Origin of the sequence: Actinomyces capricornis, assembly GCF_019974135.1 — a bacterium.
Lineage (GTDB): Bacteria > Actinomycetota > Actinomycetes > Actinomycetales > Actinomycetaceae > Actinomyces > Actinomyces capricornis.
This window is the reverse complement of sequence record NZ_AP025017.1, coordinates 1,024,876-1,041,314: the sequence shown is the minus strand read 5'-3', so window position 1 is coordinate 1,041,314 and position 16,439 is coordinate 1,024,876. Positions and strand designations below refer to the sequence as shown.

10 protein-coding genes, 1 tRNA gene and 1 riboswitch are annotated in these 16,439 nt (G+C 73.9%); of the genes, 10 read left to right on the top strand and 1 reads right to left on the bottom strand.

The genetic code is table 11. The features are described 5' to 3' along the window. The first annotated feature begins 76 nt into the window (after positions 1-76). The 10 genes from MANAM107_RS04140 to MANAM107_RS04095 all read left to right on the top strand — a co-directional run bounded on the left by MANAM107_RS04140 (position 77) and on the right by MANAM107_RS04095 (position 15,901). Positions 77-2,476 carry a helicase-associated domain-containing protein gene (locus MANAM107_RS04140; RefSeq protein ID WP_223911488.1) on the top strand — a complete coding sequence of 800 codons (2,400 nt, stop codon included), beginning with the start codon at positions 77-79 and terminating at the stop codon, positions 2,474-2,476. 121 nt (positions 2,477-2,597) lie between these two features. Beyond that, the gene (locus MANAM107_RS04135; RefSeq protein WP_223911485.1) at positions 2,598-4,139 is read left to right on the top strand and encodes a DUF3027 domain-containing protein; all 1,542 of its coding nucleotides are present in this window, start codon (positions 2,598-2,600) and stop codon (positions 4,137-4,139) included. A 78-nt stretch (positions 4,140-4,217) separates the two neighbouring features. After that, a complete protein-coding gene (locus MANAM107_RS04130) occupies positions 4,218-5,711 on the top strand; it encodes an NCS2 family permease (RefSeq protein ID WP_223911483.1) in 1,494 nt (497 codons plus the stop codon). Positions 5,712-5,721: 10 nt separating this feature from the next. Beyond that, entirely contained in the window at positions 5,722-7,002 is a 1,281-nt protein-coding gene (locus tag MANAM107_RS04125) for an MFS transporter (RefSeq protein ID WP_223911480.1), read from the top strand. A gap of 143 nt (positions 7,003-7,145) precedes the next feature. Further along, entirely contained in the window at positions 7,146-7,817 is a 672-nt protein-coding gene (locus tag MANAM107_RS04120) for a metal-dependent transcriptional regulator (protein ID WP_223911476.1), read from the top strand. 892 nt (positions 7,818-8,709) lie between these two features. After that, positions 8,710-8,874, top strand: a riboswitch (cyclic di-AMP (ydaO/yuaA leader). A 4-nt stretch (positions 8,875-8,878) separates the two neighbouring features. Then, the gene (locus tag MANAM107_RS04115) at positions 8,879-9,706 is read left to right on the top strand and encodes a C40 family peptidase (protein WP_179901573.1); all 828 of its coding nucleotides are present in this window, start codon (positions 8,879-8,881) and stop codon (positions 9,704-9,706) included. A 236-nt stretch (positions 9,707-9,942) separates the two neighbouring features. After that, the gene (locus tag MANAM107_RS04110; RefSeq protein ID WP_223911472.1) at positions 9,943-10,875 is read left to right on the top strand and encodes a universal stress protein; all 933 of its coding nucleotides are present in this window, start codon (positions 9,943-9,945) and stop codon (positions 10,873-10,875) included. A gap of 106 nt (positions 10,876-10,981) precedes the next feature. Then, a tRNA-Arg gene (locus tag MANAM107_RS04105) sits at positions 10,982-11,054 on the top strand. Between the two features lie 165 nt (positions 11,055-11,219). After that, positions 11,220-15,584 (top strand): PDDEXK-like endonuclease domain-containing protein, encoded by a 4,365-nt coding sequence (locus tag MANAM107_RS04100; protein WP_223911469.1) that lies wholly within the window; start codon positions 11,220-11,222, stop codon positions 15,582-15,584. Beyond that, positions 15,581-15,901: a hypothetical protein gene (locus MANAM107_RS04095; protein ID WP_223911466.1), complete on the top strand. Its 321-nt coding sequence runs from the start codon at positions 15,581-15,583 to the stop codon at positions 15,899-15,901. The genes MANAM107_RS04100 and MANAM107_RS04095 overlap by 4 nt, the downstream gene beginning before the upstream one ends. Before the next feature lie 106 nt (positions 15,902-16,007). On the opposite strand, the gene mscL is transcribed toward MANAM107_RS04095, so the two are convergent. Then, entirely contained in the window at positions 16,008-16,394 is a 387-nt protein-coding gene (gene mscL / locus MANAM107_RS04090) for a large conductance mechanosensitive channel protein MscL (RefSeq protein WP_223911462.1), read from the bottom strand. Between the last annotated feature and the right edge of the window lie 45 nt (positions 16,395-16,439).

Genomic DNA, 16,439 nt, shown 5'->3' with positions numbered 1-16,439 from the left:
CCGGGGTCGGGTTCGGGGCTGAAGATGTGCAGCGGCGGAGCGGCGCGCGGCGGATGGGCGGCGTAGATTGACGCCGATGAGCCCCGCCTCCCCCCGCGACCTCGCCGCGCACCTGACGGCACTGCCGGACCGCGGCATTGCCGGGCTTCTCAGCGCCCGCCCCGACCTGGCCACCCCGCCCCCACCCTCCCTGAGCGCCCTCGCCCTGCGCGCCGCCGCCCGCCCCAGCGTCGAGCAGGCCCTGGCCGGCCTGGACGCCCCCACCCTGGCCGTCGCGCAGGCCCTCGTGGTCGGCGAGGACGAGGCCGGCCAGGGCCCGGACGCCGAGGGTCCGGACGCCGAGGCGATCGCCACCTCCCTGGGCCTGCCCGTCGACGACGCCGCGGCAGCCGCCCAGCGCGTCGCCGACCTCGCCCTGGTTGTCGGTGCCCGGCCCGTCCAGGGGCTGGTCGAGGCCTTCGGCCCCCACCCCTTCGGCCTGGGGCCCGCCGCAGCGCAGGACCCGGGCACCCTGCCCCCCACCCTGGCCGAGCTGCAGTCGAACCGCCAGGACCTGCCCTCGGCCTCGGTGGAGCTGCTGGAGGTCCTGACCTGGGGGCCGCCCGTGGGCACTCTGCGCCCCGGGGGCGCCGCGCCCGCCGCCGAGCCCCTCATCGAGCGGGGCTGGCTCCACCGCAGCACGGACGCCCAGGGCCGCACCCGCCTGGTCCTGCCTCGCCAGGTGGCCCTGGCGCTGCGCGGCGGACGCCTGACCCGCGAGGAGCTGACCCGCCCCGACCCCAGCGCCCTGGAGGAGGTGGACAGTGCCACCGTGGCCTCCGAGGCCGCCTTCCACGCCGAGGAGGCGGTCCGCCTGGTCGAGGAGCTCCTCCAGGAGTGGGATCACGAGGCCGCCCCCATCCTGCGCACCGGAGGCGTGGGGGTGCGCGCCCTCCACCGCACCGCCGAGGCCCTCGACTGCGAGCCCGCCCAGGCCGCCCGCATCATCGAGACCGCCGCCGCCGCCGGGCTCCTGGGCCTCGATGAGGCCGGGGCCCACTGGCAGCCCTCCCGGGCCGCCCAGGACTGGCGCGCCCAGGGGGTCGAGCAGCGCTGGGCGCCGCTGGCCGCCGCCTGGATGGGCAGCGCCCGCACCCCCTGGCTCGTGGGCGCCCGGGATGACAGAGGAGCCCCGCGCCCGGTGCTGGCCGCAGACCTGGAGGCCGCCTGGGCCCGGCGCCTGCGACGACGACTCCTCCTACTCCTGGACGCCCTGCCCCCGGGGCGGGCGACCATCCCCGCCTTCGTGCGCGCGGCCCTGAGCTATGAGCGGCCCCGCCGGACCATGCCGCCCGGTGCCGTCAGCGCCGTCATGGCAGAGGCCGAGGCGCTGGGCGTCCTGGGCGCCGGCGCCCTGTCCACCGCCGGGCGGATCCTGGCCCGCGAGCTCACCGGGACGCCGTCGGCCGGCGACGCCGCGCCGACGGCGGCCGGAGCCCCCGCAGCGGGGGCGGCCAATGGCCCCACCCCCGGCCACCTGCTGCTGCCCGCCCTGGAGGAGGCGCTCGCGGCCGACCTTCCGGCACCTGTGACGATGCTGCTCGTCCAATCCGATCTCACGGCGATCGTGCCGGGGCGCCCCGACCCGGCACTGGCCCGGCTCCTGGCGCGCACCAGCGAGGTGGAGTCGCGTGGCGGCGCGCTGGGGGTGCGCTTCACCCCCGACTCGGTGCGCGGTGCCCTGGATGCGGGCTGGGCCGCCGAGGAGATCCTCGACGAGCTGGCCGCCGTCAGCCCCTCGCCCCTGCCCAGCGCCCTGAGGGCCCTGGTGGAGGACGCCGCCCGCAAGCATGGCGCCGTGCGGGTGCGGGCCGCCGCCAGCATCCTGCGCGTGGCGGACGAGGCCGTGGCCGCAGGGCTCCTGGCCGAGCCGGCCCTGAGACCCCTGGGCCTGTCCCTCCTGGCCCCCGGCATCCTGGCCTCCTCCGCCCCGCCCCGGCAGGTGGTGCGCGAGCTGCGCCAGGCGGGATTGGCCCCGGCCCTGGAGGACGCCCAGGGGGGCCTGCTGCGCCTGGCCCAGGCGCCCTCCGGGCGCGGCGCCCCCGCCCCCTCCAGGCCGGGCGAGGACTACGCCGACCTGCGCTCCCGCCGCCCTCAGGCTCCCGCGGCCAGGGCCCTGACCGCCCTGGTGACGCGCATGCGCCAGGGGGAGGCCCTGCGGGGCGCCGGCCTCGCCGAGCCGGTCACCGACCCCGCCCACGTCCTGGCCGCTCTGCGCCAGGCCCAGGCCGCCCGCGCACCGCTGATGCTGCGACTGGCGGGGCCCGACGGCGCCGCCCAGGAGCGCCGGGTGCGCGTGCTGGCCATCGAGCCGGGACGTGTGCGCCTGCGCGATGCGGTGCGCGAGACCGAGCTGACCGTGGCCGTCCACCGCATCATCTCCGTCGCGGAGGAGGAGGCTGGGGCGGCGGGGCAGGAGCGGGTCCCCGGGCGGTAGGGGGCGGTGGGGAGGCCGGCACGCGTCGGCGGGCCGGCGCCGAGACTGCCGGAGGGCGGTCCACCCGCCGGAGGTCGCTCCGGCGCGCGGGGGTCTTGAGATCGGCCCCTACACTGGGGGCGTGAGTGACACCGCGACGCAACCGGTTCCCCGCCTGGGGGCCCTCCCGTCAGCCCAGAACCTGGCCCTGGCGGCCAAGGACAAGACCCTGACCTCCCCCGCGGCCGTGGAGCTGGCCAGGGCCGCGCTCAAGGAGGTGACGGCCGACGGCGTGGGCGAGCACCTGGCGGCCACACTGGATGAGCCGCGCCTGGTCACCCACCTCTTCGCCTGTACCATGCCCGGGTACCGGGGCTGGCACTGGGCGGTGACCCTGAGCCGCCCGCCGCGCGGTCGCACTGCCACCGTCTGCGAGATGGGCCTGCTGCCCGGTGATGATGCCCTCCTGGCGCCCGCCTGGGTGCCCTGGGCCGAGCGCCTGGAGCCGGGCGACCTGGGGCGCGCCGACCGCCTTCCCCGGCGCGAGCAGGACGAGCGCCTGGAGCCCGGCTGGGAGGCCACGGGCCAGGACGCCGACGCCGTCGCCCTCGATGAGCTGGACCTGGGCCGGGCCCGGGTGCTCAGTGCCGAGGGCGTCAGCCGCGCGGCCCAGCGCTGGTACGCCGGCGACCACGGCCCCCGGGCCGAGGGCGTGCGCGCTGCCCACGCCACCTGCTCGACCTGCGGCTTCTTCCTGCCCATGGCGGGGGCCATGCGAGCGGTCTTCGGGGTGTGCGCCAATGAGTGGGCCGCCGACGACGGCACCGTGGTCTCCCTGGATCACGGCTGCGGCGCCCACTCGGAGACCGATGTCCCCGATCAGGGCCCCCAGTGGCCCATCACCCCCTCCCGGGTCGACGACCACCGCGTGGAGGCCATCAGTACCGACACTACCGGGGAGCCCAGCCTGCGCCGTGGCACCGCCTCCTCGCCGGAGGAGCGGGCCGACGACGCCCCACCGGCCCGCGAGCGCCGTGAGGCCCCTGCGGAGGGCTCGGCGGATGCTCCTGACGGCGCCGGCGCGCCCGAGCCCGCGGCGGAGCCGGCCGCCTCCCGGCCGGATGCGGCCGAGGACGCGGGTGGCACCCTGATCGAGCCCCTGCTGCACTTGGCGACGGCGGCCGTCGGCGCCGAGGGCCAGGAGCCTGAGCCCGCTGAGGCCGTCACAACGGCTGAGCCGGCCGAGTCTGCCGAGCCGGTAGCCGCCCAGGCCGGTGCGGCTGGCGCGAGCGGAGAGGCGGCCGCCCAGGCACCGCAGAAGCGTGCCGGGAGGCGGCGCGCCGCGCGGAGCACGCAGGGCAGGGCCACCGGGCGCACGAGCGCCGGGAGGAACGCGCCCCAGCCGCAGGACCCTGGTGAGGCGGCCGCGGCGTCGCAGGCGGGTGGGGAGCCCGCTCCTGAGTCCCTGCCGTCTCGGCCGGCCCAGGATCCCGGGTCGGTGGCGCAGGATGCCCAGTGCGCTGAGCATGCCCAGTCGGCGTCGGCCGAGGCGCCCGAGGAGCGCGCGGCCTCGGCCCGCGAGGCGGTGGCCGGCCTGACGGCCGCCCTGCGCCCTGCTGCCAGCGCCTCCGGCGCAGGGCCGATGAGCCTGGAGGATCTGGAGGCCAGCCTCCCGCAGCGCTGAGCCTTGCACCGGCGACCCGGCGCCCGCCGCCCCGGGGGTGTTGCCCCGGGCGCCCCGAGGCGTGAAGAATCCGGGTATGTGAGTACACAGACATCCCCTGCTCCCACTCCGGCGGGCATCTCACCGCTGGACCGCTTCTTCCGCATCACCGAGCGTGGCTCGACCATTGGGCGTGAGGTCCGTGGCGGCGTCGTCACCTTCTTCACGATGAGCTACATCCTCGTCCTCAACCCCCTCATCCTGGCCGGGGCCCTGGCCAACGACCCCCTGGCGCCCACCGGCGTCGGCGACCTCGATAGCGCCAAGGCCACGATCGCCGCGGGCACCGCCCTCATCGCCGGCGTCATGACGATCCTCATGGGCCTCATCGCCAACTACCCGCTGGCGATGGCCGCCGGGCTGGGCATCAACGCCATGGTGGCCTACACGATCGTGGGCACCAGTGACGTGACCTTCGCCGACGCCATGGGCCTCATCGTCATCGAGGGCATCCTCATCCTCATCCTGGTGCTCACCGGCTTCCGCGAGGCCGTCTTCCGCGCCGTCCCGCCCCATCTGCGCACGGCCATCAGCGTAGGCATCGGCCTGTTCATCGCGCTCATCGGCCTGGTGGACTCCAAGGTCGTGCGCCCCGGGGGCACGCCTCTGGAGCTGGGACTGGGCGGCTCCCTCCAGGGGTGGCCGGTGCTGGTCTTCCTCCTGGGGCTGTTCCTGACCATCGTGCTCTACATCCGCAAGGTGCGCGGCGCGATCCTCATCGGCATCGTCTCGGCCACGGTGGTGGCCGTCGTCGTCGAGGCGGTCCTCCACCTGGGCGCCTTCAACGACGACCCCGAGCACGGCGAGCTCAACTTCACCGGCTGGGCCCTGAGCGTCCCCGAGCTCTCCGGCAGCCCGGTCTCGGTGCCCGACCTGTCCAGCCTGGGCCACTTCTCCCTGCTGGGCTCCTGGGAGAAGATGGGGGCGGTCTCGGTGATCCTGCTGGTCTTCTCCCTCATGCTCGCCGACTTCTTCGACACCATGGGCACCATGGTGGCCATCGGAGCCGAGGGGGACCTGCTCGATGAGCAGGGCAACCCGCCCCGGACCCGTGAGATCCTCGTGGTGGACTCCCTGGGGGCCATCGCCGGGGGACTGGGCGGGGTGTCCTCCAACACCTCCTACGTGGAGTCCGCCGCGGGTGTGGGCGAGGGGGCGCGCACGGGCCTGGCCAATGTGGTCACCGGCACGCTCTTCCTGCTCTCGGTCTTCCTTGCCCCGGTGGTCTCCATGGTGCCCTACGAGGCGGCCACGCCGGCCCTGGTCATCGTCGGCTTCCTCATGATGATGCAGGTCACTGAGATCGACTGGAAGGTGCCGGAGCTGGCCATCCCGGCCTTTGTGACCATCATCATGATGCCCTTCTCCTACTCCATCACCAACGGCATCGGCGCCGGCTTCGTCACCTACGTGGTGGTCCAGGTCGCGCGCGGCAGGGCCCGCGGCGTCCACCCGCTCATGTGGCTGACGGCGGGGCTGTTCGTCGTCTACTTCACGCTCGCCCCCATCAAGGACATCCTGGGGATCGCCTAGGACCACCCCCGTGAACAGCACCTTCGCCTCCCTGCGCTTCCACAACTATCGGATCTGGTTCTTCGCGGCCCTGGTGGCCAATACCGGGACCTGGATGCAGCGTGTGGCCCAGGACTGGCTGGTGCTGCGGGTCCTGACCGAGGACTCGGCTAGTGCCACGGGCCTGACCACGGCCCTGCAGTTCCTGCCCATGCTGCTGCTGTCGGCGCATGCCGGGCTCGTAGCCGACCGGGTGGACCAGCGCACCTTCCTCATCTGGACTCAGAGCGCCATGGGTGCGGTCTCGGCCCTCCTGGCTCTCGACGTCCTGCTGGGGCACGTGCAGCTGTGGCACGTCTACCTCGCGGCCCTGCTCACGGGGGTGGCCGCCGCCTATGACGCCCCGGCCCGCCAGATCTTCGTGGCCCGCATGGTGCCCCCGGACAACCTGGCCAATGCGGTGGGCCTGAACTCGGCCTCCTTCAACGCCGCCCGGCTGCTGGGGCCGGCCCTGGCGGGCGTGGTCATCGCCTGGGTGGGCACGGGCTGGGTCTTCGCCTTCAACGCCGCGACCTTCCTGCTGCCCGCCCTGGCCCTGGCCCGGATGCGGGTGGCCGATCTGGTGGAGGTCCCGCGCGCCCCGCGGGCGGCCGGGCAGCTGCGCGAGGGTCTGGCCTACATCCGCCACCGCAGTGACATCGTCCTGATCATCGTGGTCATCGCCGTCATCTCCATGATCACCCTCAACTTCCAGGTGACCATGGCGGCCATGGTCCGCAGCGTCTTCGACCTGGAGTCGAGCGCCTATGGGTGGGTCTCCTCGGTCTTCGCCGTCGGCTCGCTCAGCGGGGCGCTGTGGGCGGCCCGACGGCGCAGCCCCCGGGTGCGCACCGTCATCGTGGCCTCCCTGGGCCTGGGGGCCAGCACCCTGGCCCTGGCCCTCATGCCCACCTACGCCGGCTTCACCCTCATGACCGTGCCGGTGGGCCTGTGCGTTCTGACCCTCCTGACCAGCGCCAACCAGACCATCCAGATGACCACGGAGCCGGCCATGCGCGGGCGGGTGCTGAGCATCTACATGATGTGCTTCCTGGGCTCCACACCCGTCGGGGCCCCGCTCATGGGCTGGATCTCGGATACCTGGGGGCCTCGGGTGAGCATCGCGGCCGGTGGCGCGGCCGCCCTGCTCATGGCGCTGGGGGCGGGCCTGTGGGCCCGGAGCCACTGGGAGGTCTCCGTGCACTACTCCGCCACCCGGCCCTACCTGTCCACGCGCGGGCCGCGGGAGCGCTCGCAGGAGGCCGGCTCCTGAGCCGGGCGCGCCCGGTGCGGCGCCACCGCGCCGACCCGGGCACGTATCCTGTGAGCAGTCGCACGGCCGGTCGCGAGGCGCCCCGGAGCCCCGCCTGGCGCGCCGTGCGGGACCCGACGTTGGCCAGGCAGGAGACCCACCCCATGAGCGAGCTCATCGACACCACCGAGATGTACCTCAAGACCGTCTACGAGCTTGAGGAGGACGGCGTTCCCCCACTGCGCGCCCGCATCGTCGAGCGCCTCGACCACTCGGGCCCCACGGTCTCCCAGACGGTGGCCCGCATGGAGCGCGACGGCCTCATCAGGGTCGCCGAGGACCGTTCCCTGGAGCTGACCGAGGCCGGCCGTCAGCGGGCCACCGAGGTGATCCGCAAGCACCGTCTTGCTGAAAGGCTGCTGCTCGACGTCATCGGGATGGACCGCAGCCTGGTCCACGAGGAGGCCTGCCGCTGGGAGCACGTGATGAGCGAGCAGGTCGAGGCGCGCCTGGCGGCGATCCTCGACGACGTCGCCACCGACCCCTTCGGCAACCGCATTCCCGGGGCGGGGGCCGAGCACCCCGCCCCTGCCGGGGATGAGGTCAGTGCGGAGCGCCTGGCGGGTGGGGAGGCGGTGCGCGCGGTGGTCCGCCGGGTGGGCGAGCCCATCCAGGCCGACGTCGAGCTCATCGCCGCCGTCGAGGAGGCGGGGATCCGTGCCGGGGCCGAGGTCGAGCTGCGCACCTGCTCCGGCGGTATCCGGGTGGTCGCCGACTCCGGTGAACCGGTGGTCCTGGGCGAGGCCGTGGCCAAGCACCTGTTCCTCAACCGCTGACGCCCCCGCTTGCCGCTTGCCGCCAGCCTCCGGAGCCCCCGGCCCCTGAGCTCCGGCCCTTGAGCTCCGGCCCTTGAGCTCCCAGGCAGGGGCGGCCGGCCGTCCCGCCCCGTGGAGGTGCGGATGCGGTCGCCGGTGCGGAGCCTTCGACGCCGGTGCGGCGTCCGTGGTGAGTCGAGTGCTGTGGTGGTTCCGGTCGTGGTGGGCAGCCTCGTGCCGGGTCTTGCTGGTGGCAGGCCTGGCCGGAGGCTCGCACAGGGATGGGGGCCGCGGGCTGGTGCGGCTCGATGGTGGGGGGCTATAGCCCGGGCCGGTGGCGGGACGGGGCCGGCGGTGAAGGAGGCGATTGGACGTCACTTGGCGGCAGAGGCGTCACTTCGCGGAATGGACGACACCTACAAGGTACGTCCATTCCGCCAAGTGACGATTCTTCCGCGAAACGACGCCGGGCGTGACCCTCAGCTGCCCTCCCGGCCAGACTCTCCCAGAGCCCCGGCCCTCCCGGGCCCAGCGGATGGCCGGTCCGTAGGGCACGAGGGGCGATGGTGCGCCCCGGGTCCACCGCTCGACGATCCGGCCCAGCGATCCGGGTCAGTGATCTGATGGCCGGGCCTGCCGGGTGGGCCGAGCCGGGCCAAGGCCGTGCGGGTGATGTCACACGGCCCCAGACGGGTAGGCCCTTTAGGGCGTCATCGGCCCTTGTGTCAAGGTCAGAGCGAACGAAAGTCCCCTGGACAAACCAGGACAAGATCTCCTCCTCCAGGAGGGTGGCACTCCTCACAACGGTGTGTGTCACCCGATCGTGACGCCGGGGCGAACGTCATGTAGCGTTCTCGGCGTTGCCGGGGACAACCTCTCTGGCAGCGTTCCGGACCGGGGCTTAGTCCTGCCGCTCGATCCGGGGCCAGTGAAACCAACAAGTGGCAGGAACGGGGGAACCAATCTCGGTCGCCCGGGCATCCGCTCGAGTGGCCTTGGGGTGAAGCCCGCATCCGCGGGCCGGGCGTCTCCAGTCCGAACCCGACAGCTCACCTCGTCGGCTCATCCAGGAGAAAGCATTCATGTCCACACGAACCACCGCACGTCACCGCAAGGCAACCCGCGCCCTCACACCGCTGGACGACCTGGCTCCCACCGCACGCCGCGGTTTCGCCGTCGCTGCGTCCTCCGGTCTCGCACTGACCATGATCGCCTCCGGCGCCAGCGCTGCTGCTGCCGGGGCCGCCACTGAGGTCGGCGCCTCCGCCGGCTCCCTCGAGGCCTCGGGTGTGGGCGCGCTTGCCGCCGACGCCCGCGCTGCCGTCACCACCAACGCCGCGGTTGCCGTGGACCAGGACGCCCAGTGGACTGTTGAGGCGGCCCCCGAGGTTCAGGCTGTTGCCCCCGTCGTCGAGGCCGCTCCGGTGGTCGAGGAGGCCGCCCCGGTCCAGGAGGCCGCCCCCGCTCAGGACGCTACCGCCGACGTCCAGGCCGAGACCGAGACCCAGGCGACCCCCGCCCAGGCCCCGGCCGCCCCGGTTCAGGAGGCCGCCCCGGCTCCGGCCGCGCCCTCCTCCGCCGCCAACTCCTCGGTGGTGGCCATCGCCATGCAGTACGTGGGCACCCCCTACGTCTGGGGCGGCTCCAGCCCCTCCGGCTTCGACTGCTCCGGCTTCACCTCCTACGTGTACGCCCAGGTCGGCATCAACCTGCCCCGCACCTCCGGTGCCCAGGCCGCTGCCGGCTACCAGGTCTCCGCTGCGGAGGCCCAGCCCGGTGATCTGCTCGTGTGGCCCGGCCACGTTGCCATCTACGCCGGTGACGGCATGCTGGTTGAGGCCGGCAACGAGTCCACCGGTGTCGTCTACCGCGAGATCTGGGGCTCCCCCAGCTACGTCCGCGTGGGCTGAGGTTCATACAGCACTCGCTGAGAAGGGGTGGGCACGCATGTGCCCACCCCTTCTTGCGTGCCGGCGCTGACCTGCGTGGATGGTCGGCGGGGCCTGCGCGAACGCCGGAGCGGTGGACGTGAGGAGTTTCACTGAGGGGGAAGGCGACGCCCGCTTCTGTGGTGGTCACCACAGGGGTGTGGGGGGCAGAATAGTCCCAGGTGACAGCCCGAGCTCCTAGGAAAGGTGCAGATCCCATGACTGAAGACAAGGTCGTCCTCGTTGGCGTGGATGGCTCACCCGAGTCCCTGGCCGCCATGGACTGGGCCGTGGCCCGGGCTGCCCGCCAGGGCTGGCGCGTCCACGTGCTGTGCGCCTACTCCCTGCCCTCCTTCACCGCCGCCTCCCTCGACGGCGGATATGCGGCCCTGGACGACTTCGCCATCCGGGCCGGGGCCCAGGCGGTGGTCGATGAGGCCGTGGCCCGGGCGGAGGGCTCCGGGGTCACGGTCACCAGCTCCCTGGAGACCGGGGACCCCGCAGGAGTGCTCGTGGACCTCTCCGATGAGGCCACCATCTCCGTGGTGGGCACTCGGGGCGGGGGCGGATTCACCGACCGCCTGCTGGGAACCGTCTCCTCGGCCCTGCCCGCCCACAGCCACTGCCCCACCGTGGTGGTGCCCGACCGCACCCAGGGGGCCGAGTACACCCCGGTGCGCCGGATCGTCGTGGGTGTGGACGGCTCCTCCTCGGCGCGCAGGGCCCTGCAGTGGGCCGTGCAGGAGGCCGAGGCCTGGGATGCGGAGCTGACCGCCGTGGCCGCCGTCCCCATGGCCTCGGGCGCCGGTGCCCTGGCCTGGCTGCCCGCCGCCGTCGACCGCGACCAGGTGCTGGCCGACGTGCGCTCCGGCCTGGACCACGCCGTGGCCGAGGCCCTGGAGGGACGCGCAGGCATCGAGGTGCGTCGCCACGCCCTGGACGGCAACCCCGCCGAGCTCATGGCCGAGTTCTCCACCGCCGTGGACCTCATCGTGGTGGGCTCCCGCGGTCGAGGAGGCTTCTCCGGCCTGCTCCTGGGCTCCACGAGCCAGGCCGTGCTCTCCCACGCCTCCTGCCCGGTCATGGTGGTGCCCTCGCGCTCCAAGAAGGAGGCCGTCTCGCGGACCTCCACGCCCTGGGGCCGGGCATAGCCCGCACAGGGCCGGCGCGGTCCCGGCACGGCGTCGGCAGGGTATCGGCCCGCTACCGGACCCGGTGTCCGGTACCGCCCCCGAGCACTGGTAGGCTTGTCCGCAGGCCCTCGTAGCTCAGGGGATAGAGCACCGCTCTCCTAAAGCGGGTGTCGTTGGTTCGAATCCAATCGAGGGCGCCGAACCGGGGGCGGCCGGCCCCACGACTGGGGCGGCCCGTGCGGGCAGAGCACCGTTGGGCCGCCCCGGATTCTCCTGCTCCCCGGCTGTGAGACGCGGGAGAAGTGGCTCCGCTCCGCCGCGTCCTACCGGCATGGAGCGCCACGCCCGTTATCTTGTGCGCTATGACGCCTTCACTGTTCTCCTTCGGCCGCAAGCGGCGCCGCGCCGCCACCGCGACGAATGAACGTGGAGACGCAGCGCGGGTCAGGCGCCCACAGGCCCCCTCGGTCGAGCCGCTCAGGGAGCCCCTCATGCCTGAGTCCCGGCCGGCGCCACCGCCCGAGCCGCCCAGGCCCGCCCCCGAGCCCCCCATCACCGAGCGGGATGAGGCCCGCCGCGAGCGCATCGACGCCGCCCTGGAGGTGTGGCGCGGTGAGCTGGTGGATCTCGGTGGTGTGGCCAGCCTGGACGACATCACCATCCTCGAAGGCGTCGTCGACCTGACCGCCGCCCACCCCTCGGGCCTGGCCCAGCTCTACGCCGGCCGCTCCACCCACCTGTCCAGCCTGGTGCGCGAGCGCGGCGCCCTGGGGGTGGCCCGCCAGTCCCTGCGGGAGGTGGCCGCCCGCACCGAGATGCTCGCCCGGCGCTTCGGAGTGGCCCCCGTCTACCTGGCCATCGGGGTGGCCAGCTGGAACGAGACGGTCAGGGATGAGGAGCACGAGGGCGCCTCCTTCGAGGCCCTGGAATCCGACTCCAGCCCGGACACCGCGCCCACCGCCCAGATCCCCGATGTCGAGCGCATCGCCGCCGAGCATGCCGCACAGGCCGCGATGGCCGCCGCCGGCTTCCATGCGCCTGAGGACACCGGCCCGCGGGTGCGCACCGTCAACGCCCCGGTGCTGCTGCGGCCCGTGCGGCTGACCAGTGCCACCGCCGACGCCACCCTCACCCTGGACCCCACCATCGAGGTCAACCCCGTCCTGACCCGCGCCCTGCGCCAGTACCAGTGCCGCAGCGACGTCGAGGGCATCGCCCGGGCCTCGCTGTCCGCCGAGGGCTTCACCCCCCGCGCCGCCCTGGCCCGCATCGGGGCGCTGGGCCGCCAGTACCTGCCCGGATTCGAGATCCACGAGCGGCTCGTCGTCGGCGCCTTCGTCCACCCCGGCCAGGCCCTCGTGGAGGACTTCGACGCCGTCATCGAGCGCTGCCGCACCTCCGCCCTGGTGGCGGCCCTGGCCGGTGACGAGGGCGCCCGCACCGCCTTGGACGTCGCCCTGCCCGCCGCCGACCCATTCGATCGGCCCACCGAGGCCGAGCGGGGCATCGGGGACCTGGACCCCGCCCAGCTGGCGGTCATCGAGGCCGTGGGCACGGGGGCGAGCCTGCTCATCGACGCACCCCCCGGCTCCGATGTCGCCGCCACCCTGGCCGCCGTCTTCGCCGACGCCGCAGCCTCGGGCCGCACGGTGCTGCACGTGCCGGCTACGAGCGCCGATGGGCACGCCGTGGCCGCGGCCCTGCGCGAGGCGGGCCTGGGCTCCCTGGTCCTGGACCTCACGGAGGACGTGGCCTGGCGCCAGCACGCCTCGGAGGGCATCCGCGAGGCCCTGGGCGCCCAGCCGCCCGAGCTCGACGTCGTGGGCATCGTGGAGATGCGCGAGCGCCTGGAGCAGGTGCGCTCCCGGCTGGGCCGGTACGTCGCCGCCCTGCATGAGAGGCGCGAGCCGTGGGGCGTGTCGGCCTACGAGGCACTCCAGACCCTGGCCGACCTCACCAGCCGCCGCTCGCATGCCACCACCAAGGCCCGGGTGGCCCCGGGCAGGCTGGAGAAGCTGGATGAGGCGGGACTGGACCGGGCCAAGGCGCTGCTCCACCGCGGCCACGCCCTGGGCGTCTTCACCCCGGAGGTGGCCTCCAGCGCCTGGAACGGCATCGCGGTGGCCGACATGGATGAGGCCACCGATGCCCTGGGGCATATGCGGGCCCTGGGCAATGACCTGCTGCCGGCGATGATCGAGCAGGTGGAGGCCACCCACGCCTCGACCGGCCTGGCCCGGGCCGCCACCGTGTCCCAGTGGCTCGAGCAGCTGGAGATGCTCGACGGCGTGCGCGAGTCGCTCGACGTCTTCCTGCCCGAGGTCTTCGAGCGCTCGGCCGCCGACATGGTGGTGGCCACGGCCACCAAGCGGTGGCGCGAGGCCCACGGGGTGTACATGGACGGCTCTAGCCGCCGCCGCTTCACCCGCCAGGCCAAGGATCTGGTGCGCCCGGGCCGGGTGGTCGACGACCTGCACGAGGAGCTGGTCGCGGTCCAGCACTGCCGTGAGGTCTGGCGCCGCCACGACCCCGAGGGGGGCTGGCCCCGCCTGCCCCAGGGGCTCGATGAGATGGCGCGCACCGCCGCGCGGGCACGCAGCGCCATCGACGCCATCCAGCCGATCCTCAGCCGCAGCGGCCGGGAGGCGCCCCTGGTCGACCAGCCCATGGATGAGATGAGGCAGCGCCTGCGCGCCCTGGCCAGTGACGACCTCACCGCACAGAAGCTGCCCGAGGTCAACCGCCTGCGCACCGAGCTCGAGGAGCTGGGCCTGGGGGACTTCGTGGCCGATATCGCCGCCCGGGACGTGCCCGAGGAGCGGATCGACGACGAGCTCACCTACTGCTGGTGGTCCTCGGTCCTGGCCCGGACCATGCGCGACGACCCGGCCATGGGCGGCCTGGACGCCCGCGCCCTGACCCGCCTGGCCGCCGCCCTGCGCGAGCTGGACGCCGCCCAGTCCCAGTCCCTGCCCGGGCCGGTGGCGCAGGCCTACGCACGCCGCGTGCGCCTGGCGGTGGATCAGGACAAGGAGGACGCCCGCGCCCTGTACATCGCCCTGGCCCGGGGCGATGGGGTGCCCCTGCGGGACATCATCGCCGCCCACCCCATGGCCCTGGTGGCCAAGCCGGTGTGGATCGTCCCGCCCACCCTGGTGCCCCAGGTCTTCGACCCCCTGGCGCTGGTGGACCTGGCGGTGCTGGATGCCAGTGCGCACATGCCCGTGGCCCAGGTGCTGCCCGCCCTGGTGCGCGCCGAGCAGGTCCTGGTGGTGGGCGACCCGCGCCGCGGCCAGAGCGGCCTGGCGGCCGAGCTCGGGCCGCTGCTGCCCACCGTGACCCTGCCGACCTCCCGCAACGCCCTGGACGCCGGCATTGCCGCCTTCCTGGCCCAGCACGGCTATGAGGGCGTGGTCGAGGCGGTCCCGGCCCCGCCGGGGGTGGGCCGGCTCAGCCTGGAGGTCGTCGACGGGCGGGGCATGCCCGCCCCGGGGCAGACCGCCGTCGAGACGGTCTCGGAGGAGGTCGAGCGGGTGGTGGACCTGGTCATCGACCGGGCCCTGACCCACCCCGAGGAGTCCCTGGGGGTCATCGCCCTCAACGCCCGGCACGCCGATGCCGTGCGCTCGGCGATCACGCATGCCGCCGAGGGCTCGGCCGCCCTGGAGGAGTTCTTCTCCCCCAACGCCCCCGAGCCCTTCATGGTGGTGGACCTGTCCCAGGCCCGCTCCCTCAACCGCGACCACATCATCCTGACCGTCGGCTACGCCAAGACCCCCCACGGCCGCACCATCCACAGCTTCGCCTCCGTGGCGGATCATGCCGGCATGGTGGGGCTGGTGGAGGCCATGTGCGCCTCGCGGGGGCGCACCGAGGTGATCTCCTGCCTGGCGGCGGGGGATATCGATCCCGAGCGGCTCCATGCCCCCGGGGCCCGCCTGCTGCGCGAGGTCCTGGCCCGCGCCGAGCACTCCTCGGAGGCGGCCACCTCGGCCGGCAGGATGCCCGACCGCCTCCTGGTGGACCTGGCCGAGCGGCTGTGGCGCAAGGGCCTGTCGGTGGTGCCCCGCTACGGCGTCGAGGGCGGGGAGCGCATCCCCCTGGCCATCGGCCATCCCGACTTCCCCGATGAGCTGCTGGTGGCCGTGCTGACCGACGACGCCGACTATGTGGCCGAGCCGAGCCTGCGTCGGCGCGACCGCCACCGCGTGGAGCGCCTGGAGCGGCGCGGCTGGCGCGTCCACATGGCCTTCTCCGTGGGGGTCTTCGTGGACCCCGAGGCCGAGGCGGCCGCGGTGGAGGAGCTCGTCATCGAGGAGCTCATCGCGCGCCAGGAGGGGGTGGGCGACCAGGGAGTCGAGGCGCTGCCCGAGCGCCTGGAGGACGCCGACCGCCTGCCGAGCGTGCCCCCGCCGCCCGCGGAGGGGGCCTCGATGGACGGCAGTGCCGCTGCTGACCCTGGCAGGGGCGCCGGTCAGGCGCCTGCCCCCGAGGCGGTCGTCGTCGAGGCCGTCCCGCGCACGCAGCGCCCCCCGATCGCTCAGGGCCTGCCCCTGCAGGCCTACTCCGATGACCAGCTCGACGAGCTCGTCGCCTGGATCCGCTCCGACGGGCTGGTGCGCGAGGAGGCCCAGGAGGTCGAGGAGCTGCGCGCCACGCTGGCGCTGCGTCGCCGCGGTGCCGGTATCGACGCCGTCCTGGCCAACGCCGTGCGGCGGGCCCGGTGAGCGGTCCGTCCACAGGCGAGACGGGCCCCGGGGCCGGGCGCGGCCGGGGCGGGGGCTCCCAGGCCCCGGCCGGCGATGGCACTGGGGCCGGCATCGGTGAGGATTCGAGGCCCACGAGTGGCCGGCGCCGTCGTCGGCGTGTGGTGGCCCTCTCACAGCGCGACCGGCGGCGGGTGGCGCAGGGCCTGGAGCCCGAGGATCTGGCCCGGGCGGACTACGACAGCGATGCCCTGACCACGGCGCGCGGATCGGAGCGCGGGGGAGGGGCGGCCAATGATGCGCGGCTCCTGGCTGATGTCCCTCCCCACTGGCAGTAGGGAGGCACTGCCCGAGGAGCAGCGGGGATGGGCAGGGCCCCGGCAGCACCGTGGGGTGCTGCCGGGGCCCTGGTGGTCAGCGGGCGGCCGGAGGGCCGGCGCGCTATCAGTTCTTGGCGGCGAGCAGGTCGCGGATCTCGGAGAGCAGCTCGACGTCGGTGGGCTCGGCGGGAGCCTCGGCCTCGGCCTTCTTGGTACGCTCCTTGAGCTTGTTCATCGGCATGACGATGCAGAAGTAGACGGCCAGGGCGACGAGGAAGAAGTTGATGGCGGCGGTGAGGATCGTGCCGGGCTGGATGTAGTCGCCGGCGGAGTCGATCTTGAACTGGCCGAGAGAGTCGAAGTTCGGCGAGCCGATGATCTGGCCCAGGATATCCAGGATGACCTTGGTGATGTTGTCGACGATCGGCTTGAAGGCGGCACCGATGATGACCGCAACGGCCAACTCGAGAGCGTTGCCCTGTGAGATGAACTCCTTGAAGCCCTTGATCATGGCGATCCTTTCGTAGCGGCGCAGACACGAATCTCGCGTCTCATG

Excerpts from the sequence above, each read along its gene's own strand:
- MANAM107_RS04140 (WP_223911488.1), top strand. The coding sequence starts at position 77 with ATGAGCCCCGCCTCCCCCCGCGACCTCGCCGCGCACCTGACGGCACTG.
- MANAM107_RS04120 (WP_223911476.1), top strand. The coding sequence starts at position 7,146 with ATGAGCGAGCTCATCGACACCACCGAGATGTACCTCAAGACCGTCTAC.
- MANAM107_RS04115 (WP_179901573.1), top strand. The coding sequence starts at position 8,879 with ATGTCCACACGAACCACCGCACGTCACCGCAAGGCAACCCGCGCCCTC.
- MANAM107_RS04110 (WP_223911472.1), top strand. The coding sequence starts at position 9,943 with ATGACTGAAGACAAGGTCGTCCTCGTTGGCGTGGATGGCTCACCCGAG.
- MANAM107_RS04100 (WP_223911469.1), top strand. The coding sequence starts at position 11,220 with ATGACGCCTTCACTGTTCTCCTTCGGCCGCAAGCGGCGCCGCGCCGCC.
- mscL (WP_223911462.1), bottom strand. The coding sequence starts at position 16,394 with ATGATCAAGGGCTTCAAGGAGTTCATCTCACAGGGCAACGCTCTCGAG.